Annotated in this window: 10 protein-coding genes; 1 reads left to right on the forward strand and 9 read right to left on the reverse strand. The window is 41.9% G+C overall.

Annotation, left to right across the window (positions count from 1 at the left end; genetic code table 11):
• Window positions 1-95 precede the first annotated feature (95 nt).
• Window positions 96-1,295 (forward strand): MFS transporter, encoded by a 1,200-nt coding sequence (locus ABFX33_RS19405; protein WP_346087597.1) that lies wholly within the window; start codon window positions 96-98, stop codon window positions 1,293-1,295.
• 303 nt (window positions 1,296-1,598) lie between these two features.
• Here ABFX33_RS19405 and ABFX33_RS19410 read toward each other — a convergent pair whose 3' ends face one another.
• The 9 genes from ABFX33_RS19410 to ABFX33_RS19450 form a co-directional block, all read right to left on the reverse strand.
• On the reverse strand, window positions 1,599-5,774 hold the full coding sequence (locus tag ABFX33_RS19410; protein ID WP_346087599.1) for a hybrid sensor histidine kinase/response regulator transcription factor: 4,176 nt from the start codon (window positions 5,772-5,774) through the stop codon (window positions 1,599-1,601).
• A gap of 62 nt (window positions 5,775-5,836) precedes the next feature.
• A complete protein-coding gene (locus ABFX33_RS19415; protein WP_346087601.1) occupies window positions 5,837-8,542 on the reverse strand; it encodes a glycoside hydrolase family 88 protein in 2,706 nt (901 codons plus the stop codon).
• 73 nt (window positions 8,543-8,615) lie between these two features.
• Window positions 8,616-9,803: an alginate lyase family protein gene (locus ABFX33_RS19420; RefSeq protein WP_346087602.1), complete on the reverse strand. Its 1,188-nt coding sequence runs from the start codon at window positions 9,801-9,803 to the stop codon at window positions 8,616-8,618.
• Between the two features lie 19 nt (window positions 9,804-9,822).
• Window positions 9,823-12,393, reverse strand: coding sequence for a glycoside hydrolase family 95 protein (locus ABFX33_RS19425; RefSeq protein ID WP_346087603.1), 2,571 nt, complete (start codon window positions 12,391-12,393; stop codon window positions 9,823-9,825).
• Between the two features lie 4 nt (window positions 12,394-12,397).
• Complete coding sequence (locus ABFX33_RS19430) at window positions 12,398-14,917, reverse strand: glycoside hydrolase family 2 TIM barrel-domain containing protein (protein WP_346087605.1); 2,520 nt, start codon at window positions 14,915-14,917, stop codon at window positions 12,398-12,400.
• Window positions 14,910-16,364, reverse strand: coding sequence for an alpha-L-fucosidase (locus tag ABFX33_RS19435; protein ID WP_346087606.1), 1,455 nt, complete (start codon window positions 16,362-16,364; stop codon window positions 14,910-14,912). The genes ABFX33_RS19430 and ABFX33_RS19435 overlap by 8 nt, the downstream gene beginning before the upstream one ends.
• 18 nt (window positions 16,365-16,382) lie before the next feature.
• A complete protein-coding gene (locus ABFX33_RS19440; RefSeq protein ID WP_346087608.1) occupies window positions 16,383-17,948 on the reverse strand; it encodes a RagB/SusD family nutrient uptake outer membrane protein in 1,566 nt (521 codons plus the stop codon).
• A gap of 12 nt (window positions 17,949-17,960) precedes the next feature.
• Window positions 17,961-21,050 (reverse strand): SusC/RagA family TonB-linked outer membrane protein, encoded by a 3,090-nt coding sequence (locus ABFX33_RS19445; RefSeq protein ID WP_346087609.1) that lies wholly within the window; start codon window positions 21,048-21,050, stop codon window positions 17,961-17,963.
• Between the two features lie 289 nt (window positions 21,051-21,339).
• Window positions 21,340-22,854, reverse strand: coding sequence for a RagB/SusD family nutrient uptake outer membrane protein (locus ABFX33_RS19450; RefSeq protein ID WP_346087611.1), 1,515 nt, complete (start codon window positions 22,852-22,854; stop codon window positions 21,340-21,342).
• Between the last annotated feature and the right edge of the window lie 5 nt (window positions 22,855-22,859).

Raw genomic sequence — 22,859 nt, forward strand, 5'->3', positions numbered from 1 at the left:
TTGTGATCAGGCTGTTTGATTTTCACAATAATTTGTTTGAATTCTATATATTTTGTATCCATCAATGGAATTATTTTTGTCGACAAATTATCACGATGGAAAAAAACACTAAACCCAGACAATCTTTTGTTCCAACGATACTGGCTTTTGCACTTGTTCCAATTACAGGTCTTGCTACTGATATCTATCTTCCTTCGATGCCTCAAATGGCCTTGGAGTTTGGTCTCAGTGAAAGCCGTATCCAGTTAACACTGTCCTTATTTCTGATCAGCTACGGTGTAGCTCAATTCTTCACGGGCGCACTCGTGGATGCGTGGGGAAGATATAGAATCAACCTGATTTCACTCTTTCTCTTTATCCTTAGTTTTTGGATAACCGCAACTACTGATGATATCTGGATTATTTACGGCATGCGTATTTTGCAGGGAATTCTTTCTGCGTTCGTCGTCATTTCCAAACGGGCTTACTTCGTCGATGTGTACGAGGGCGAGCAACGCAAGCACTATCTCAGTATCATGACCATCGTCTGGTCTATCGGACCTATTATAGCCCCCTTTATTGGTGGATACTTACAAACGCAGTTTGGATGGCGTTCAAATTTTATGGTCCTCGCAATCTATAGTGCGATACTTTTTGTCCTGGAATTTATCTTTTCTGGCGAGACAATTAAACAAAGAAAACCGTTACACGTCAACTATCTTATCGGCGAATTTAAAATGATGTTAAAGACAAACGATTTTACTTTTGGCGTGTTGATGTGCGGAATATCTTACGGTTTAGTCATGTTTTATAACCTTAGTGGCCCATTTTTTATCGAGCATCAATTGGGTTATGGAGCAATCACGACAGGCTACACCTCACTAATCATGGGATTAGCTTGGATGTGCGGTGGTTTTATTGGGAAAGCGCTGATCAAAAGAGCCTTAATACCAAAGCTGCGAATCGCTAATTTTATCCAGATTATCCTGGTACTATTGATGATTGTGGTATCCCCCTATCAAACAAATTTATATACATTGACATTCTTCGCATTTGCAGTACATTGTTCCGCCGGATTTATATTCAATAATTATTTCAGTTATTGTTTGGGTCGATTCCCATTGTCAGCAGGAATAGCTGGCGGATTGGTCGGTGGAATTACTTACCTGTTAACGTCCTCTCTGAGCTACGGTACAGTGAGTTTAATCAATCCCTCTTCTCAACTTGAAATCGGATTGGGATATGCCGTATTTGCGGTTTTGGGGCTGCTCACACTTTTTTTTATCAGTAAGCTAGCTAAAACGAATAGGCTATAGCTAAAACGCATAAAAAACTTTGTCAATTTTAAACTACACAATTCAATAAGGTTGCTAATTTATTTTCAGATGAAGTTTAAAACAACTATATTTGTACTATCATAATTTAGGTTTATAATTGGTTATTGAAGGTTTTCATTCTCCCCGTTTGAAAACCTTTTTTTATGCCTAATTTTATTGATTCTTTTTTTATCAAGGGACCAGTCAGCGTCCAACACTCTGCTTATTGACCGGAAAGAACCCGAAGTCAATTTTCATAATCGTTTTCCCTGTGACAGCATGAAGATTGATGGTATGGTCATCTTAATTATTTTTAACACTAAATTTCTCGATATAGGTACGTGGACTTTCTTTATAGAATTTCTTAAAGGTTTTACTAAAATATTTTGGATCATTGAAACCTACTTGATAAGCAACTTCGCTAATACTCAATTCACTATTATTCAACAGTATTTGTGCAGCTTTTTTCAGACGTACCATATTGATAAATTCAACCAGATTCAAACCAGTTTGTTGTTTTATCTTACGGTATAAAACTGATCGGCTCACACCTATTGCCTTGGTCAGCTCCTGCACACCGAAATCCTCGCAGCCTAGGTTTTCCTCCACAACACGCAATACCTGATCCAAAAAGCGTGTTCTTTCGGTTGTCTCTGTACCCTGTCCCCCCAAAAGATAATTTTGAACAAATTTTTCCTCCAAACGTTTTCTCGTCTGTATGATGTTTGATATTTTCTGAATCAAATGTGGCATACTGAATGGTTTGGTAATATAATCATCAGTTCCCACTTCAAAAGCCTCGGTGATATAGGGGTCGGCGGTTCGCGCCGTCAATAAAATAACCGGAATGTGATTAGTGCTATTATCATTCTTTATTTGTTGCAACAATGTTATACCATCACAGTTTGGCATCGTCACATCTGAAATAATAATATCCGGCTGTTTGGCCTGAACCAATGCCAGCGCCTCGTTTCCATCGTTTGCTTCTAAAACCACATATTTCTTGCGTAAGTTTTCGCAAAGAAAACATCTCAGCTCGACATTATCTTCGGCAACAAGAATAATCGGCTTCTCATCTGCTGTCCGGTCATTTTCAACTTCCACAAGCTCCTGATCGTCGACCAATTGAGCAGACTGTTCAGAGACATTCGTTTCTTCAATTCCGCTTAATATATCAGTTGTAAATGAAGCATCTATATGTACATTCTGCTGCGGCAGACTGATCCTAAAGACGGTATTATAAGCTAAAGGTTCTGCGGCCATATTACTTTCAACAGTTAACAAGCCGCCATGTAAATGGATAATGGATCTTGACAATGCAAGTCCTATACCACTACTAGTGGCGACAAAACCCTCGGTGTTTGCCTGATAGAATTGTTCAAATACAAAGGGTATATCTTTTGCGGGGATACCTCTACCGGAATCCCAGACGGAAACAAGTAATTTAGACGCATCGTCATTGCCCTCACGTTCAACTTGTACTTTTATCCGTCCCCCCTTATCGGTAAATTTAAAGGCATTGTAAATCAGATTGACAAGCACTTTCTCAAACTGCTCAGGGTCAAAATATGCCTGGTAATCGGTGGAAATATTATTTTCAAGAAAAAACTGGATATTATTCTTCTCAGCTATAAAATGGAAGTTTAATAAAACGTTTTTAAGATATTCAGATACAAGGACTTTCTGACTGTGCAGCTCCATTTTTCCGCCTTCATGTTTCCGGAAATCAAGTAATTGATTGACCAAATTCATCAAGCGATCAGCATTTCGTGAGGCGTAGCCCAGATGTTCCTGTGCATATTCAGATAGCGAATGATCCGTTTTCAATTGATTCAATGGGCCTATAATCAAAGAGAGGGGTGTACGGAATTCATGCGAGATATTTGTGAAGAAATTCAGTTTGGCTTCATGCAGTTCCTCCTGCTTCTCGGAAGCAATCTTTCGGATCAAAAGGTCACGTTTTAGTTTATTTCTACCATGAAAAAAACGGATAATCAAGAACACAATAAAGCCCAAAATCAAGAAATAACCTGTATAAGCCCACCATGTTTTCCAAGGTGCTGGGAGAATTCTTATTTTTAAAACCCGCGCCTTTTCATTCCAGATACCGTCATTATTTGACCCTTTTATCCAGAGTTCATAATTTCCCGGATCCAAGTTTGTATAGGTAGCGACTGGATTGGTGACATAATTCCATTCCTGGTCAAAACCTTTTAAATAATAGGCATAGTTATTTTTTTCAGGATGGACATAATTTAACACGCTGAATTCAAGACTGAACACATTCTGATTGTGATCTAATACCAATTCATCCATCATGGATATGTCCTTAGGGATTACACCATCTATTTCGGGTCTAACGGTACGATTAAACAATTTAAGATCAGTAAACTGTATCGGCGGAACATAGCTATTGACGCTAAGGCTGTCTGGATTGAATAGGGTAAAACCAGAAAAGCTCCCAAAAGCGAATTTTCCGTCCCGCAGCATGGTGGCTGCATTTTGAATATATTCATTACCAGGCAAACCATCCACTTTTGTATAACTTCTAACACTTCCTGCTTGCGGATCGAAACAGGTAATCCCTGTGTTGGTACTTAGCCACAATTTGTTCTTTAGATCACTCAGAATACCAAAGACATTATTGACCGGAAGGCCATTTTGTTCATTGAAACGTTTAAAGGCTTTCTTTTCGGGCAGATAGCGATTTAAACCTCCCATATAGGTTCCAATCCAGATTTGTCCTTTTCTATCTTCGTGAATACTGATAATATCATTACCACTGATTGAAAGCGAGTCATTTTTGTGATTCAAAAACGATATGAACTTATCGGTACCTGCTATTTTAAGATTTAGTCCATTAGAAGTACCAATCCATAAATTACCTCTGGAATCCTCCATGAGTGCTCTGACCATATTAGAGCTCAACTGTTTACCGGCAACGTTAAAGATCTGGAAATAACCGGGTTTTTGATTTTTCCGCTGTACCTGCAAACCGCCACCAAATGTTCCGATCCAAATATCGCCCTGGCGATCCTCCAGTAGTGCATACACGTTATTGTTTGCCAGTCCATTGATGACATTCGGATCAAAACGAAAATGTTCGTAAACCTGTTGTCCTTTACGTCTTAAATTTAATCCACCATCATAAGTGCCGACCCATAAATTACCCTCCCGATCGCGACAGATAGACTTTACATTATTATGGCTTAGGCTTCCCGCGCTACTTTTATCATGTCGTTCATTAAAAAATGAATTGGTATATCGGTTGAAATAATTCAATCCACCACCCTCTGTTCCAATAACCAGCTCACCATTTGGGTTCTCTAAAAAAGCACTGACAACATTGTAGCTCAAGCTATTTCGCCGAGATTGATGGGTGAAATTTTGAAAATTTGGGATGTCCTTATCGTAGATATTAATCCCGCCAAAATAAGTACCGATCCAGATAGACCCTCTTTTATCCTGAAATATTGGTCGAATAGAGTTGTTACTCAAACTATTGGGATTGTTATCGTCGGCCTGTATAAATAATATTTTCCCGTTTCGGTATAAGTAAAGGCCATTGAATGTCCCAATCCAGATGCTCCCATCGTCAGCCTTCTTCAAAGAGCGTACATCCTGATTTGCCAAATTTGCAGTAGGACTATCATCCGTACTCAAAGAAGATACCTCTCCTGTATTTTCATTGATTATTTTTATCCCGTTGTATTTCGTTCCTACCCAAAAAACACCGGGAGCAAATTCCAGAACGGCCTGAAATCGTTGATTTACTTTATTAATCAGTCCTTTCTGATTGAAATAGGTGCGCAACACTTTCAATCTATTGCCATCCCTGGAAGCTGACTGCATCAGCACGATTGCATCATCTGTACAAAACCATAATCTTTTCTTCCCGTCCTCGTATATCGTTCTAAAATTTCTAAAATACGAGCGGCCATTGCTCCCTTCAACCGTAATTTCATTGAAAACAAGTTCTGCCTCCAAATGAGCGCCTTCTTTTATCCGATATAATCCAACATTTGTAGCAATCCAAATTACACCATTTGAATCTTGGAAAATCTGATGCACATTCACTTCTATTTTTCCACTTGTGCTCTCAACGACTGGCAAAGGAATACGCGTAAAATTATCTGCATTCCGATTGTATAAATTAAGGCCACCTGTTGTCCCTACCCAAAGTCGTTGTTTCTTGTCTTGGGTAATTGCTTGTATAAAATTATGTTCCAGGGAAAGGCTATCCTGAGGATTGCTTCTATAAATTGTAAACTTACGTGCATCATATTTATTCAGGCCATCACGGGTACCAATCCACATAAAGCCCAGGTGATCTTGTTCGATAGCAAAAACACTCCCTTGTGATAAACCTTCGTTTACATCAAGATGTAAAAAACGATAGTTCTTCTCCTGTGCATTAGAAATAGAAAGGACAAACAGCGTACTAAAAACCCAAAGTATACAAATACGTAATGGCATCATGAGGAATATAATTGAAATTGGATACGATAAAAATAATCATTCCATTCTATAAACACCAATAGTTATTTATTTAATCTATCGTTCAATTGTTGCTCATAAAGTGACTCTAAGAGCAATTTTTTATTTTGATTTTCCCAAAAACCGGCAGTCCTGTCTTTAAACCGACCATGATTGTTTTCGCCATTCACCCCTATTGCAAAATTTTGCCCGGAAGCCCAAGGTTGTTGTACGGCTGCACGCTTGACTTTGCAATTCCACAATACCTGTGTCACGCCGGCCCAACCGTGTCCACTGCCCCAGTTACCGCGATCCTGAATATTAATCTCGCCATCGGTTGTAATCTGATCGTACAGGGTGCCTACTGCCCAACGATGATGTGGGCCAATATCCGCATGGGTATTCGTTGCAGTGGACAAGCTAAAAACATTTGGCCCCAAAGTTCTTGCTCCCGTGACATAATCATGCCGCCCTTCTGTGGTATATAATTGTCTAAATAAATTGAGTTGACCATTGTTATTGAATGAATACCTACGTCCCCCTGTAATTTGAGATTTTGGATCCAGGCATTTCGAATTGATGACGGATGTTTGTTTTGCGAAGGCACCCAAGCTTACTGCCGCATAACCAAAATAGCGTGCCGTAATGTTGCGTACCCATGCATTCTCAATTTTATCAAACTCAATAGCGATCCAAGCATGGTTTTCGTCTGTTTCGTTGGCAAATTCGGATTCAAAACGTAAATTTTCAACCCCTACTTCCTGAATACGTCCCGTAAACTTAAAAGGTACGACAGAAACTTTACCAAACTGTGGGTCTATGGCCATGACAACTGGATTATCTAAAAATAGCGTGTCTCCACTAATGGACGAAATAACACGTTCAAATTTTAGTTTATATTCCTTAGTTGTCCATTGTTTTGTTCCTTCCCTTGCTATTATTTGATCCATTTTGACCGCTTTAATCCACGCCGCATTGAGTTCATAAGAAAGGAGTACTGATGCCCCTTTCTGAAAATCACGACTATCGTCGACAACAACATACTTACTTCCGACAGGTATATATATTGCTTCAAGCATCTGTGCTTTAGCCTGATCTTCGACATAGTTTCCCTCACCAGAAATTTTCAATAAGCTACGTTGTTGCTTTCCTGTTGCACGCAATAAGGTTTCACCTTCCGCGTCCCCCTCTCCTCTCAATACAATACCGCTCGATTTGATCAGTAGACTTCCTGGTATATTGTAAATTCCTTTTTTCAGCATTATCGCCCCTCTATATCCGTTTTTATCAAGGGGTTTGTTTGCGATTTCATCGATGGCACGTTGTATCATCTGTTGATCAGTTCCATCTGCTGTAGGATGTAACGAAATAGCGTTGGCTACAGTGGGGAGCTGTCGATTTCCTTGATGATAACCAACCCGACTGAAATCAGGGATGATATTTCCCCTATCATCCGGAAAATAGATGAGTTTACCCTCGGGGTCTTTTCGAACCAGACTCGACTGTGCCCGTCCTGCGCGCAAGTTTTCCTCCCGAAGCAAAGCTTCTAAAAAATAGTAATCTGCGTAACTTAATGGTTTATCTACTTCAGTATTGGAAGGTTTTGATCCTGTACTATGCAGTAATATAAACCCTTTATTTTTATTCGGAGGGGACATATAGTGGTCAATCAGATTAGACATTATTGTCTGCGCTTTGCTCAAATAGTCTTTTCCCTGATTGCTGAATGTACTCAACTCCAATAGTCCCGAGGCGATCACGGTGGCAGCTGAAACATCCCTCGGTTCATTCGGAATATGAGGTGCATCGAAATCCCAATAAGGGATTAAATCCTTAGGCATACGTGGATGGCCAAAAAGCCAGTGCGCAACCTTTTCAGCTTGCTGCAGATATTTTGGATCACCGGTCTCACGATAGCACATGGTATAACCATAGAGTGCCCATGCTTCTCCCCGCGCCCAGGTAGACTCATCACTAAATCCTTGATGTGTATTTTTGTGCTGTACTTCACCTGTCGTAGGATTATAGTCAATTACATGATAGGTGCTATAGTCCGATCTAAAATGATTCTTCATCGTTGTGTTTGCATGACTTACAGCGATATGATAATAGCTAGAGTCCCCGGTCAATTTTGTTGCTTCAAAAAGCAATTCCAGATTGAGCATGTTATCAATAATGACCGGAAAATCCCAACGATGGCTATTATGATCCCAAGAACGGATGCATCCGACCTTAGGATTAAAACGTGTTGCCAAAGTTTTAGCGGATTGGATAATGACATCCCGATAATGTGCATTGGCTGTAAGACGATAACCGTTACCAACACTACAGAAAATCTTAAAGCCCATATCATGGGTTTTCCCATTATACTGTTCGCCTTCTATACCTCTGGTCAATTCACCCGCCAGTTCTTTCCATTTATGTTTTCCGGATTTCTCATATAAATACCATAAAACCCCAGGATAAAAACCACTGGTCCAATCGCCACGTTTAACGGCCACCAATTCGTTATTTTCGGAGAGTGTACGTGGAGATGCTAATGTAGAATCAGCTTTTTTTAGCAGCTGTAGCTCTTTATAGAGCAATTGCGACTGTCGATCCGCAAGATCCCAGGCTTTTTTCAATTGGTTTGCATTCTGCGCTTTTGTTTCCTGAATGCCACAAAGTATAGTTGTCAAGCTCAGTATCGAAATAATAAATCGCCTTTTTGGGATAAAACGATTCGAAACATCTCCATGTTTTGACAGCAGCATATTCATTTTGAAAATCATATTACATTTAGGTTTGTTTAAGTAAAAGGTTAATTGGTCAGATTTATAGCTGGATAAAAATGGTCTTCCAGCATTACAACCATATTAAAGGATTACGGATGGGCAAGTTGCGAATGACCTCTTCCTCCTTGGGATTATGATTGAGCTCAGCCCAAAGTTTCAGATAGCTGCTGTCTTGGTAAGCGGTTGCAGCAAAGATGAGAGCAGGTTGAGCAATAGGCCATTGCTCCCAGTACATCACGTCTTTTTGATAAGGCCATTTGTTCTTATCACTGATATAAGGCATCATAAAATCCAGCCCTTTTTTGATTGTACGTCCATCGGGTAACGAATATTGCCATAGCGGTTCATTTGTTGTAGACAGGATATGGCAAATCATGGTCATGGCATCTAGATTAAAGAGGGAATATCCAAAAGGCTTGGTCCGTTGGAGCTCCCGGGGAAAGCTACCATCTTTTTCCATCTGGCTGGGTAATAAAATTTGCTGGTAGCGTTCAGCACACATCTTGAGCAAAGCCGTATCCTGCACTAGACTGGCAAAGGATGCCACCTGCATCACCCAACAGGTGCCATGATTGTTTGCTGCATTCATTTCGTCTTTACCGTATTGGTGCTCAGTCAACCAGCGCAGATATGTTGCAAACCAACGATGGATGGCATCTTTGGTTGACTGTGGAAAGTTTGGATCATTTTCGAGCACTTTTACGCCCTGCGCCACTTCCATTAAATGAATGGTATCAATAATGCCTATACCGCGACCTGTAAATCGTCCTTGTACAGCTTGGGCATACAGCAGATTTGGATTCATCATCGTCTCCGAGTCGACAAACCAAGCTTGCAAATGAACCAAGGCCTGCTGCACATATTTTTTATCCGGATTCAAACGGTAGGCCGAAGCTAGGGCGCCGATAATTTGGCTAAAACGGATCATGGCTTTTCGATGGTCAACAAAGTTGGCTGGATTACTCATACCATCCCTTTGGACATAGGGGGCACTCGCATCCATTGGATCTGGCCACCAATAGTCGCCTTCCGAGTAAAAGTCATGGATACCACCGCTACTTCGAACTGCAGGGTAAGCCGTCACGGTCAAGGGCTTTTGCTTCATGGCCCATTTTGATTGCTTTTTTATAATAGGACGCAAAACCGTCACGATTTTACTCTTGAAAGATCCATTGGGTTCATTCGCCCCAGCGAACAGGGGAAGCAGCACAATCCCAATAAATGTGCACGCTAGTCTGAAGATCGATTTTAAATTCATTTCCTTAGATTTTTATGAGCTATATCGGGATAATGCGGTACTCCTTGCCCTTGACTGTTTGAAATTCAATTTCAAAAGTTTCTTTGGTTGATAAAGGCGATAATTTTTCGCGGTCGAGGATATGGTATTTCAATGAACTTGGCTTGTATAGCAATTCATTTTCAGCCCCATTGACTTTATTCCCGTTCGTTCCAATTACTTTCACTGGTATAGGGGTCCGCAACTTGCATATTCCACCTATATTGGATACGATGCGTGTCTGTTGCAATTTATTATCCTTCCAATCGATGTCTACCGTAAAGTTTCCCCTGGCTTTAATTCCCTTAATATGCCCTGTCGACCACTCATCGGGCAGCGCTGGCAATAGATGAATAGCACCATCGTGACTTTGCAAAAGCATTTCAGTCATTCCGGCCGTTGCGCCAAAATTGCCGTCGATCTGAAAAGGAGGATGGGCATCAAATAAGTTCGGATAAGCACCACCACCGCTCATCTGAGCGCGATCCAGTTTGGGATCAATAAAGTTCAGCGCATCCTTAAGAATTTTATACGCGTGGTTTCCATCCTGTAATCTTGCCCACCAATTTGTTTTCCATGCCATCGACCAACCTGTGCTCACATCACCACGCAAAAGCAGTGATTTTTTTGCGGCAGCGGCCAATTCACTATTTGCTGTAACGCTAATCTGGTTACCAGGATAGAGTCCAAAAAGATGCGAAATATGCCGATGCTGATCTTTGGGATCATCCCAATCTTTAAACCATTCTTGCAGTTGACCATATTGTCCAACCTGATAAGGATATAATTTTGCACTCGCCTGTTCCAATGTCGACTTAAACTCGGGGTCGATCTGCAGTACATCGCAAGAGCGAATAACCGCAGTAAATAGCTCGCGGATAATTGCCATATCCATCGTCGATGCCCTGGTCAATTGATATTCCTTTCCTGCTATTTTAATTGTATTTTCAGGCGATGTAGAAGGATTTGTTATCAAGTATTTATTTTCAGGATCAGCGATCAGCCAATGTAACATAAACTGAGCAGCGCCCTTCATCAGTGGATAGGCCTTATTTTGGAGAAAAGATTTATCTCCTGTAAAGCGATAATGCTCCCACAGATGTGTGCTGAACCAAGCTGCGGCCATTGGCCATGCAGACCATCGTGGCATACCTTTAGGATCCCAGTCATAGCCTCCCGGAGGAGAGGTCTTGGCCCACAGGTCCGAATTATGGTGAACGACCCAGCCTTCCTTTATATTGTAATTTACAGCGGCAGTTTGCGCTCCATTGACCGCCAGTTCCTCCATAAAATCAAACAGGGGCTGATGGCATTCGGACAAGTTGGTATTTTCTGCCAACCAATAATTCATTTCGGTATTGATATTCGTGGTGTAATTACTTCCCCAAGGCGGCTGTACATGATCATTCCAAATCCCCTGTAAATTGGCGGGTCTTCCACCTTGTCTCGAACTTGCGATCAGCAGGTAACGTCCAAAATGATAATACAGAGTCAGTAAATCCAGATCTGCAGGACCTTTGGAAAATTGCATAATCCGCTGATCGGTCGGTAGATTTACATGTGTTGAAATTCCAGCCAGTTCAAAATATACCCTGTTAAACAGCGATCTGTAATCCTTCTGATGATCAGCAAGCAGTGTTGTAAAGTTTTTTACTGCGACCTGTTTCATTAAACTGTTAACTGTCGCCTTTACATCTTTTCCAGCTTGGCTCGGCGATTTGTCGAAACCATTAAAGCTGGTCGCTTCTGTCAGTAATAATAGTACCTCATCAGCACCAATGATACGAAGCTTATCCTTTTCTTGCTGTACCTTCCCTCCTTTTGCCTGTACTTTAACACGCATTTCGAAAGTCATCCCCTTTCCCTCAATGCTATCATAAACCACCTGTTTAGGTTCGTAATCCCGATTAGCCACAAAACTGGGGGCTTTACCCACAAGGCTTAGTACATCTTTGCCGCGTGCTGAAACCGTACTTTTCAGTTTACTGGTCATGGACAGATCCAAAGTGATCGATTTAGCTTTATTTGCTTTTAAGCGAATGACCAAAGCTTTGTCGGGGTAGCTGACAAAGCTCTCTCTTTGATATTGAACACCTTGGTAAGTATAACTTACCGTGCTCACCGCCCCTTCCAAATCCAAATCTCTTCGGTAAGCTTTTACCTCTTTCTCCTCTTGATGAAAATCCAGCCACAGGTCACCCATGGGTAAATAACGTGCTGAATAAGGGCCTTGCATTTTCTTCCAGAGAACAGCAGCCTCTTCATATTTCCCAGCTAAAATAGCTTCACGTACCGATGGTAAAATTTGCGGACCATTGGGGTTGTTTCCAGCCTCAGGTTCGCCCGACCACAGGGTATTATCATTAATCTGAAAACGATCCCTGCTCACCCCACCAAAGACCATTGCCCCTGTCGTACCGTTCCCCAAAGGTAATGCCTCCTCCCAATATGCAGCAGGTTTATCGTACCACAGTTGGCGCTTCTTTTGTTTATGTTGTGCATGACCACAGGTAACAGTGGCCATTATTCCGAGCAAAAGAAAAAAGCTCAAATTAGTGTTTAATTTTATCATCTCACTATTTTTCAATTGTCAACAAAGTACTTTTTGATTCGTCCATCCGTCCGGACACAACTGCTTTTCCTGCGGATAAGCGAAGCCGTATCAGGGCTCTTCCATTGTATGCCTGTACTTTTCGCGCGCCTATGGATGTTCCCTGATCAATAATCAGCTCACCATCTCCTGTAGCATCAAAATAGATCCAGTTTTTGGCATCCAGACAAAGAATACCATCTTTATCCAATACCTTAGCCTGCACCGTTATGATATCATCTTCCCGTGCAATTTCTTCAACCTGTAATTTCGCAGGTTTGCCCCAACGCTCTGTCTGATACACTTGTTCGATCTGATCTGTCATAAGCTCCTTACCATTTTTGGCAACAGCTTTGATCTGATTTTTTCCCTCACGTAACTTCACCATCCAACGCAATCCGGCAGCGGGGAAATCTTGGCTATTTCTTTTCTTTACCCCCTGACTTTCGCCATTGACAAATAGTTCGACCTCCTTCGCATTGGAATATACTTTGATCATCTTTGCCTCATCCCCCCCGCCCCAACGAACAGGCCAAGAGTGTCCGTAGATATGGAGCATGGGTTTTGAAGTCCAATACGATTGAAATACGTAATAGGATTCTTTCTTCGTAAAATCGCGTTCGACAACACCTTTCTGGTTGACATAGGGAACCGGATTATCTGGACGAACAGGTGTCGAAAAATCTTTAAAAGGCCAATACGCGGTACCCGTAAGCCAAGGCATGGTTTCCTGTTCCTTGAGGTGCCAATCGATCAAGTTACAGATATAGCTTTCACTCCAGTCACCATCCTTGGAAACTCTCGCTGCACCACCCACGAGGGATGCATCGCCAGCCCGTTCATCGGTGGTACCGTCGCCTTCTATTTTGGCTAGTGCGCGATCCGGATCCTCTGCATGGCGGCGAGCATGACTATCTCCGCCCCATTCCACATGAAGAAAATGTTTGACCTTTTTCATTTCCTCTGTCGAGGCCGTTTTATAATCTGTATACACTCCACGATACCAACCAGCCCAGATAGAGGGTGAATACACATCAACAATATCTTTACAAAAGTCACAACGTCGTATGGCTGTTTTTCGACTGGGATCCAATTGGTGGGAAAGTAAATGCAATTCAAGCATAAATGTTCTGATTTTCTCCTTGTCGAATTCGGGGAAATCACCGGGCCAATCATTTTCATTACCTAGTCCCCAAATAATGATCGAAGGGTGATTATAGTGCTGCTCAATCATATTTGTCAACATCCGTTTCCCTTGTTGCTGATAGATTTCACCGCCCAAGCCACCGCGACACCAAGGGATTTCCTCCCAAACCAAAATACCAAGACTATCACAGGCTTCGAGCACCCTGCGGCTTTGTTGATAATGCCCCAGCCGGATGAAATTGACGCCCATCTCTTTCATCATCGTCATTTCCTGTAAAATCTGTGCATCTGTCATGGCCGCTCCTACAGCAGCATGATCTTCATGACGATGCGTGCCCCGAAGCAAAAGTCTTTTTCCGTTTAATAAGAAGGGGCCATTATCTTTAAATTCTACAAGCCGGAAACCAAAAAGGCTCTCTTCTTTAAATATCTGTCCATTGCTTTTGACGATGGTTACCAAACGATACAAAGCGGGATGATCCGGGCTCCACAATTCAGGTTTTTTAACCGTTAGTTTTCCAAAGTCAAGAGATCCTTCCAGCGAACGAACAACCGGTGTCTGACGCAGCAGCAATTTACCTGAAGGGTCATAAAGCTGTGTTTCGACATCAAAATTTGAGCTGTTGGATTGTGTCAATAGGCGACCACGGATTTGTAATAACCCCTGTTTTCCATCTGCATCCACTGTAGGGCTAACAAAGACTTTTTCTAAGGCCGTCTGTGGTACATATTTCAAATTCAGATGGCGATAGATACCTCCATATAGGTTAAAATCGGATAGGTCTGAGGGAATCATTTCGAGGTCACGCGAGTTATCTACCCGAATTGAAACCGGTATCTTCCCTTTAAACTGTGTTTCATAGGCTTCGGTTTTTTTAAACTGTTCGACAGCCTCAGTAATATCTACTGTCCATTCGTCATAGCCGCCGACATGTTCCCCAACCTTTTGCGTATGGATATAAACCGTAGACTTTTGTCCCGCACCTTCAAAATGAAGCAGTGTACGACCATTTGGATACGGATTTTCAATGGTTAATGTCTTTCTATACCAACCTGGGCCCTGATAATAATTGACAGCTGGATCAACAGCATCTAAGGCATTGTAACAATGAGGCAAACTAACGGTTTGCCATAGTGGAACGGATTCTGGATTGCCCGCCCCAACCGGCCGTACAGCTTCCCAAATCCCCCCAAGATCGCTCTTCAGAAAGTCCCATTCCCGGTCGATTCGCTTTGATTCCTGAGCCTGGAGCTGTAAAGCTCCAAATCCCAATAGCAATGCAAGTATTTTATAAAACTTATTTTCCTTTATCATTAAATATGGTTCTCTTTTCTTAATATTTGGATTCAGCTTATTCATCCAAGGCTCCGGTTTTCATTTTCTTTGCTGTGACAGTCTTATCTTTTTCTAGTTTTCCAGCCAACTCAATTTTGATCACAGTTGCGACAGGATCAATTGCCTGTTTAGAAACGTCAATTTTGATCGCATCAGACTGCGATTTCACTTTAAGCGTTTTACCATTCGCTAAAAAACTAGCTTTTAAAACTTTATTTTTTACTGGAAGAACGACCGTTCCATCTTGAGGCCAGTCAAATATGGTCAGGTAAAGTAGAGTCTTGTCGCCCTGTTCCTTCATTGTGCATCTTCCCCACTCAAAGGGTTGCAACGGGCTGCTTTTGGTTGCGTAAATTGCTTCACTGTTTATTTTCATCCACTTGCCTATCGCCGCCAATCTGTCTATGCTTTCCTGTGGAAAGCTTCCATCGGGTTTCGGACCAACATTGAGCAAATAATTCCCGCCTTTAGAGGCGATATCAACCAAATTACGGATCAATGTTTCTGCCGACTTCCATTTATGGTCAGACGTACGAAATCCCCAGGTTCCGTTCATAGTCATACAAGTTTCCCAATGCTTTCCTTCCAATTCACTCCAATCTGGAATTTTCTGTTCTGGCGTCTTTGTATCCCCCGGAAAATTTGGTCTTTTCAAACGATCATTGGTAATAATATTGGGTTGCAGGCGCAGTTGTTCCTGCAACATGCTCGCAGCTTCATCCGTCATATTTGTTGGCGTATCCCACCACAAGACAGAAATATCACCATAATTACTCAAAAGTTCTTTCACCTGTGGTACAGAGACATTTTTGATATAGTCATCAAAACTCGCAGTTTCTTGCTTTGGGTCCCAATGGCCTTTATGCGCTAAGGTATAGGCATCTATTTTAGCCGAGTCCGGATTGGGCCAGCCTTCGCGCATGAGTTTCCGCGCTGCCGAACCTCCAGGATTATTCCAATCTTGCGCTTGCGAATAGTAGAACCCTAATTTGATACCATACTTTTTACAGGCGGCGGCCAAAGGCTTTAACAGATCTTTACCATAAGGAGTCGCATCGACCATATTCCATTTGCTGGTTTTGGTTTCGAACAACGCAAAACCGTCGTGATGTTTGGCTGTAATAATGAGGTATTTCATACCGGCATCTTTCGCCATTCGCACCCATTCGTCGGGATTATATTGTATAGGATTAAACTGGCCTGCCATTGCCTGATATTCATCAACAGGGATTTTTGAACGGTTCATAATCCATTCCGCCCCACCCCGAGCTTGTTCATGACCACGATAGACACCGCCAAATTGTGCATATACGCCCCAATGGACAAACATACCAAATCTGGCTTCCTCCCACCATTTCATTCGTAGACTATCAGGTAACTTATTTTCTTGCGCTATCGATATGCTACTTGACATTCCTGATACCAAGAGTATCAGGAATAGTATTTTATACATCTTGAGTTTAGTTTTCATGCCTATAAAGGTTATATTTTAGAATCCTATTGTTTGCTTAAATTTATCATTTCCCAAACTTTTAGCAATATCTACTTCGGACTGTGGTACAGGCCATAAGGTATCCCGTTCTCTAAATATCCGTGGAGCGCCAGTAGGATCCTTGATTGCATCCATTACTTTCTTGATCGTTCCCCAACGCTTTAAATCAAAATAACGTTGCCCTTCCAGAGCCAATTCAACACGCCGCTCGTGACGGATAATATCACGAAATTCTTCTTTTGTCAATCCGGAACTAAATTGCAGCAAAGGCATTTTTACGTCTGCACGAGATCGCACCTGATTCAATGCATCGACGGCGGTTTGCTCAGGTCCTGCGCTTTCATTTTTTGCTTCTGCATACATCAGCAGAATATCAGCGTAACGAAGAAATACCCAATCTTGATCACTCTGTGTGGCATAGCTCGTTGGCCATTTGGCTTCGTTGATATATTTTCGGGGTAGAAACCCTCCCAAAACACCTTCCGCAACAGGATCAAACGCAGAAGAAGCTGTTGTTCCACGCCATACACCTCGATAAATTATAGATGCTTTCAGACGAGGATCTCTATTTTCCAAAGGATTGATTGAATCGTATTTAGCAGATGTCTTAATATCCTTTCCATCAACGCAGTAGTAAGCATCCACTAGGTAGCTCAAGGGCTGTATTGTTTTCAGATAGGAATACATCATATCGGCCGGACTATACATATTAGGTGGTAAAAATCGCGCCGAAAACATTATTTCGGGATTGTTGGTCTGCCCCGGTTTTCTGAACAGATCCCGATAACCGCCCTGATAAATCGAAAATTTATTTTCATCTATTATCGTTTTAGCCACGGCGGCAGCCTCAGCCCATTTTTTCTGGGTCAATAATACTCTTGTTTTATAACCTAGTGCAGCACCCCTGACAGCATGTCCTTTATATGCCGTGTTAGGCAGTTTCTCACTGGCATAATCAAGATCAGCTAAAATTGTTTCTATGACTTTATCTTTGGCTTCTCTGCCCAATTTTGCACTTGCATCATCCATGCCCAAAGGTTGTAGCGTCAAGGGCACATCTCCATAAAGATTAGTCAGCAAAAAATAATAATGGGCTCGTATGAAACGTGCCTCAGCGCTATACCGATCCCGATCCTGTTGGCTCATGCTGGTGATACGATCGATATTAGCGATCAGCCGATTACATGCAGCTATCGCCTGATAGGAAATCTCGTAGCCTTCTGTTTGAATTCCCCCGGTAGTAGAGGTCAACCCGCCCCTAGAAATTGTATTAAAATTATTCGACGTACTTGACACAAATGCATCATCGGAGAGACCATCCCAAAACATGCTGGCTCCACCCCAACCCCCACGGGCATTGGATGAAGATGTCGCATTATATCCCCGACATAGAAATTCATACACTCCTGATAGCGCGAGGTCTGCATCCGCTTGGGTTTTCCAAAAGGTGGATTCAGGAATTTTATCGGTAGGGTTTTTATTCAGAAAATCTTTGGTACAGCCACTTAACAAAGTACCGGTGGCCAGACAAACATATAAATAGGTTTTAATTTTATTTTTCATGATTTCATCTTTTTAGAAGGTGATGTTCGCACCAAATGCAAAAACTTTATTTTGGGGATGGGCTACATAACGTCCCGAAGTAGCACCACCACTGGACGAAACGCCGCGTTCGGGATCTAATCCGGGAAACTTAGAAAAAGTAACCAGATTATCTGCAGCAAAATAAACCCGCAGTCCCGAAATACCTGCCTTTGCCAATGTGCTTTGTGGAATACTATAGCCTATTTGAATATTTTTCAATCGTAAAAAAGATCCATCTTTCAGGAAAAATGTAGAGGCACTTCTCACGTTATTTGCAGCAGGTGACTCATCTAATCCCACGATAGGTAGTGAGGCGTTTGGATTTTCCGGCGTCCAGGCGTCCAGCCAATCTCGCGTAAAGGTTCCGCCTTGCCTAAAAGGAACGATTCCCCATTCGCTAACAAATATTTTTTGACCTTGGGATCCAAAGAAAAATGCCGTAAAATCAAAATTCTTCCACACTGCAGTTGCATTGAATGAATAGTCAAAATCAGGGTAGGCACCAGAGACCACTGTACGATCATTATTATCTACCACTTTATCCCCATTGATATCAGCAAACTTCAAATAACCGGGCTTGGCAGGTATCTGCTGCTCTGGAGCGCTTTTCACCTCCTCTTCCGATCGGAATATGCCTACATTTTGCCATAAATAGAAGCTACCATATGGTAGGCCTTCACGGATAATTGTATTACCCGAAATACGTTCAGCCCCATATTTTATGACTTTATTGCGGTTGGCCTGAATATTACCATTTAAGGTTAAGAACACTTCTCCGATTTTTTCACGGTACTGGAGCCCAAGCTCGATCCCCCTATTACGCAAGGTGCCATAATTTACAGTCGGTGCAGTAAGACCGATATAGGAAGGGAATGCTGTCGACGGTGACAGAATATCAGAGGTCACTTTATTGTACCAATCAAAAGAGGCTGTCAACTTATTATTCCAGAATCCAAGGTCAACACCAAAGTCCAACACTTTGGTACTCTCCCACTTGATACGTTGGTTTGCCATGGCAACCTGACGTGCTCCTTGTTGTAGGGTTTCTTCAAATGGATAGGCAAAAGCAGAGCTATAAACGGTCTGATAAGGATAGTTTCCGATATTCTGATTCCCAAGGGTTCCGATGGAAGCTCTAAGTTTGACTTCATTGACTGTCTCTTTGAGCCGTTCGCCAAAAAAAGCTTCATCTGAGATCTTCCATCCTGCTGATACAGATGGGAAAAAGGCCCATTTTCGATTTTCGGGAAAACGTGAAGAAGCATCATAACGGGCATTTCCTTCTAAGAGATACTTACCTTTGTAATCATAATTCAAACGGCCATAATATGATCTCAAGGACCATTCATTGGTTACTCCACTATTTGACTGTTGCCCAGCTCCGCCGCCGTCCAATTCAAGCAGATCTTTATTAGGGAATTGCAATCTACTGCCGAATAATTTTTGCGCCTTGTTATATTCTGCTTGAGTGCCAGCAAGTACTTTCAAATTATGGTCGCCAAATGACTTATCGTAAGTCAATTGTGTATATCCAACAGGATATACGTTATTGTCATCAGTCACCTCCAATCCTTGCCCACCAACATCCAATTGCCGCGCAGGAAGTGCATCTGGTTTAGCCTGCCACATATACTGATTGATCACCGGTTTGTTGGTGTAGTTTTTGGTAAAACCATAAGTTAGACCCCCGCTAGTTTTCCACTCCAAACCATCCAGCAATTTTACATTGACGAAAATATTGCCCTGCATAAAATAATTGTTTAGCCTTGTGAATGCATTTTCAGCAACAGCTACGGGATTTTTATTAGGTGACTGAAATGGGTAAGCGCGGGAAGTATATCGGCCACTACCATCAGGAAGCACAGGACCATAGAGTGGAGATTGGCTTATTGTTGATAGGAATTGATCTTCAGCTCCGTTTCTGGGATATTTTCGATCACCGTAATTCAGTGTGATGCTCGAACCAAAGCTTATTCGATCATTTATTTTCGAGTTGAGGTTCAGCTGCAAATTATACTTTTTAAAGGACGTACCGATCATAATATCGGGCTGATCGACATAACCGAGAATTACATTATAATTCGTCCCACCGGCACCGCCACTTAAACTTAGATTATGTGTTTGTACTGGTACAATTTTAAATACGGCATCCAACCAATTAAAGTCAGGATAAAGTGTTTTGTCGGTCGCATTTTTATATGCATCAATCATTTCCTGACTGAACAGCGCATTTGCATTGGTTGTACCTGAATTTTTAGCAGCTTGATTGTATAGGGTCATGTAATCTACCGAATTATAGACCAAATCAGGCAATGCTGAAGCCTTTGTGATTCCGACATTATAATCATAGCTCAGCTGTGCTTTCCCGGATTTCCCCTGTTTGGTTGTCACTAGGATGACACCGTTTGCAGCTCTTGCCCCATAAATTGCTGCGGAAGCGGCGTCTTTTAATACCGTAATATTTTCAATCGCCTGTGGATTCAGGTTTTCCAAACTACCAGGAATCCCATCTACGATGACCAATGGTGCAGACGATGCCCCGTAGGAGCCCAATCCCCTAACCTGTAAATTCACATTTTCATTCCCGGCCTCTCCGGAGCCCTGTGTCACGCGAAGTCCCGGCATACGCCCCTGAAGTAATTGGGTAGGATTTGTTGCGATCCGTTTGTTCAAGGTTTTTCCATCCACTGCCGCAACAGCCCCTGTTAAGTTGCTCTTCTTCTGGGTACCATAGCCTACTACGACAACTTCATCCATAAGACTACTTGATTCTTGTAGGACAAGATTGATATGATCTTTTTTATCAACAGCTATTTCTGCTTTTTCTCTACCTACTAAAGAAAAGATCAATACATCAATATCTTTAGCTACAATTTGGTAATTGCCGGATACATCTGTAACAGTCCCATTCTTTGCGCCTTTAATCAGTACTGTCACCCCCGCGAGTGGTTCGCCCGCAGGTGAGGTTACTTTTCCGGATATTTTTAACTGAGACTGTGCAAACACATTTGGTGCAGCCATACTCATCAGCGAAAATAAAAGCAAACCCTTCCCTACCGTTTTGGTTATCGGTGTTATCATAGTTCTCTTGGTTTATGTGGTTATTTTGAACTCAATAAATGAAACCAAATATCAAAAATAGTCGGTCTCTAGAGGGAGATTTTTCGTTCGAATAGGTGGAAAAAATGTCTTTTTTCTTGATTTAGTGCAGAATTAAACGGATTTTGAAGAAAATTAAATTTTCAATCCCTGTTTCATTCTTGACGATAGTATAAAAAAGGTATTATCTATCCTTAAAAAGAAAATATCAACTTACGAATAGGTTGATATTTTCTTTCTTTTAACTCCAAAGAATTCTGATATTGCTGTTCTAATACCCTGGATTTTGAGGCAGTAAATTTGTATTACGTGCGATTTCGTCCTGAGGAATAGGCATCAGTGCGTGAAAATCTTTTACTTTTGGTTGGCTTTCATAGGCTCCCTGCTTAGTAAAAGCATCCACTACTTGTCCCCAACGTTTGATATCGTACCATCTTTTCCATTCAAAAGCTAATTCAACACGACGTTCTTCCTGTACAGCTTTTCGAAAGTCTGTCTGCGACATACCCGTTGCCAGGTCAGCAGGATAATTCTGTAGGCCCTGTGGCGTATACCTTGCTCTAGCCCGAACAGCATTTATATAGCTATATGCCTTTTGCGTTGGCCCGCCTTTACTTTCATTTAATGCCTCAGCTGCCATTAAAAGAACTTCAGCATAGCGAAAGATAACATGTTTGATATCGGAGTCAGAACCATCCGCTCCAGCATTAGTGCCCGGATGCAAACACCATTTTGCGGTATGTATACGAGGCCATTTCCACTTCTGATAGGGTGTCATCACTCCTTTTACCGGTGTTTCGGTCAGAAAGCTAATTTTCTTTCTGTAATCTTGATCAGAAAAGCTATCATATACACCATTTGATGGTACAATAACGCTCCATCCCAACATATCGGCGTCCCGCACACCGGTCATCGGCGCTGTATAATCTTGGTTGGATGCATTTTCTCCGGTAATTCCCCCCAGAAAATCAACTACCCAAACATGCTCGGTCTGAAAACCAAGATCAGCATCCCATAGGCTATTATAATCTTTGACCAGAGCATACTGGTATTTGTTTGCATCATTAATTACAGCCTCAGCCATCTTAGCGGCATCATCCCATTTTTTCAAGACCATATAGACCGAAGCTAACAAAGTCTGGGCGGCGCCTTTGGATGGTCTTGCTTTGTTGTTATTGGCATAGGTATCTGGCAAATTCACTATCGCATATTCACAATCTGCGATGATATTGTCATAAACCTTTGCTGCTGGAGTTTTGCTGATAGCAATTACCTTGCTTGGATCACTGACAAATTCCCCAATATAGGGAATGTCCCCAAATAGTTGAACCAAGTGATAGTAATATAGCGCACGAAGTAACCTCGCTTCGGCAATGAGGGCGGATTTTTTAGCCTCATTCATTGTGACGGCTGGAATACCATCTATTGCGGCGTTTGCAGCGCCGATACCCAGATAAGCTGTTTTCCATACCGCGAGCAGATCCTGATTACTTGCATCATGTGTAAAACTGTTCAACTGAATCCGACTTGATTGCGTACCAATATCCGCAATATCAATGTCGTCACCCAACAATTGCAGTACCATGGTCAATCGCCGTCCATAAAAATCTGCATTGGCTAACAGCCCGTAAATCCCCATCACGGAAGCTTCTGCATCCGCTTCCGTCTTAAAATATTGTTTAGGATCCAAAATACTTACCGGTTCCTCGTTCAGTTTGGTACAGGAAAACAAGCTGGTAAAACACAGCGTCGTAAGTATCATACGATATATCGTTATCTTTTTCATGAGCA

Source organism: Sphingobacterium ginsenosidimutans, assembly GCF_039536865.1.
In the GTDB taxonomy this organism is placed as follows: Bacteria; Bacteroidota; Bacteroidia; order Sphingobacteriales; family Sphingobacteriaceae; genus Sphingobacterium; species Sphingobacterium detergens.

Bases quoted from the DNA above. Each gene is read 5' to 3' on its own strand.
- ABFX33_RS19450 (WP_346087611.1), bottom strand. From the start codon at position 22,854: ATGAAAAAGATAACGATATATCGTATGATACTTACGACGCTGTGTTTT.
- ABFX33_RS19425 (WP_346087603.1), bottom strand. From the start codon at position 12,393: ATGATAAAATTAAACACTAATTTGAGCTTTTTTCTTTTGCTCGGAATA.
- ABFX33_RS19435 (WP_346087606.1), bottom strand. From the start codon at position 16,364: ATGAAAACTAAACTCAAGATGTATAAAATACTATTCCTGATACTCTTG.
- ABFX33_RS19415 (WP_346087601.1), bottom strand. From the start codon at position 8,542: ATGATTTTCAAAATGAATATGCTGCTGTCAAAACATGGAGATGTTTCG.
- ABFX33_RS19420 (WP_346087602.1), bottom strand. From the start codon at position 9,803: ATGAATTTAAAATCGATCTTCAGACTAGCGTGCACATTTATTGGGATT.
- ABFX33_RS19445 (WP_346087609.1), bottom strand. From the start codon at position 21,050: ATGATAACACCGATAACCAAAACGGTAGGGAAGGGTTTGCTTTTATTT.
- ABFX33_RS19430 (WP_346087605.1), bottom strand. From the start codon at position 14,917: ATGAATAAGCTGAATCCAAATATTAAGAAAAGAGAACCATATTTAATG.
- ABFX33_RS19405 (WP_346087597.1), top strand. From the start codon at position 96: ATGGAAAAAAACACTAAACCCAGACAATCTTTTGTTCCAACGATACTG.
- ABFX33_RS19410 (WP_346087599.1), bottom strand. From the start codon at position 5,774: ATGATGCCATTACGTATTTGTATACTTTGGGTTTTTAGTACGCTGTTT.
- ABFX33_RS19440 (WP_346087608.1), bottom strand. From the start codon at position 17,948: ATGAAAAATAAAATTAAAACCTATTTATATGTTTGTCTGGCCACCGGT.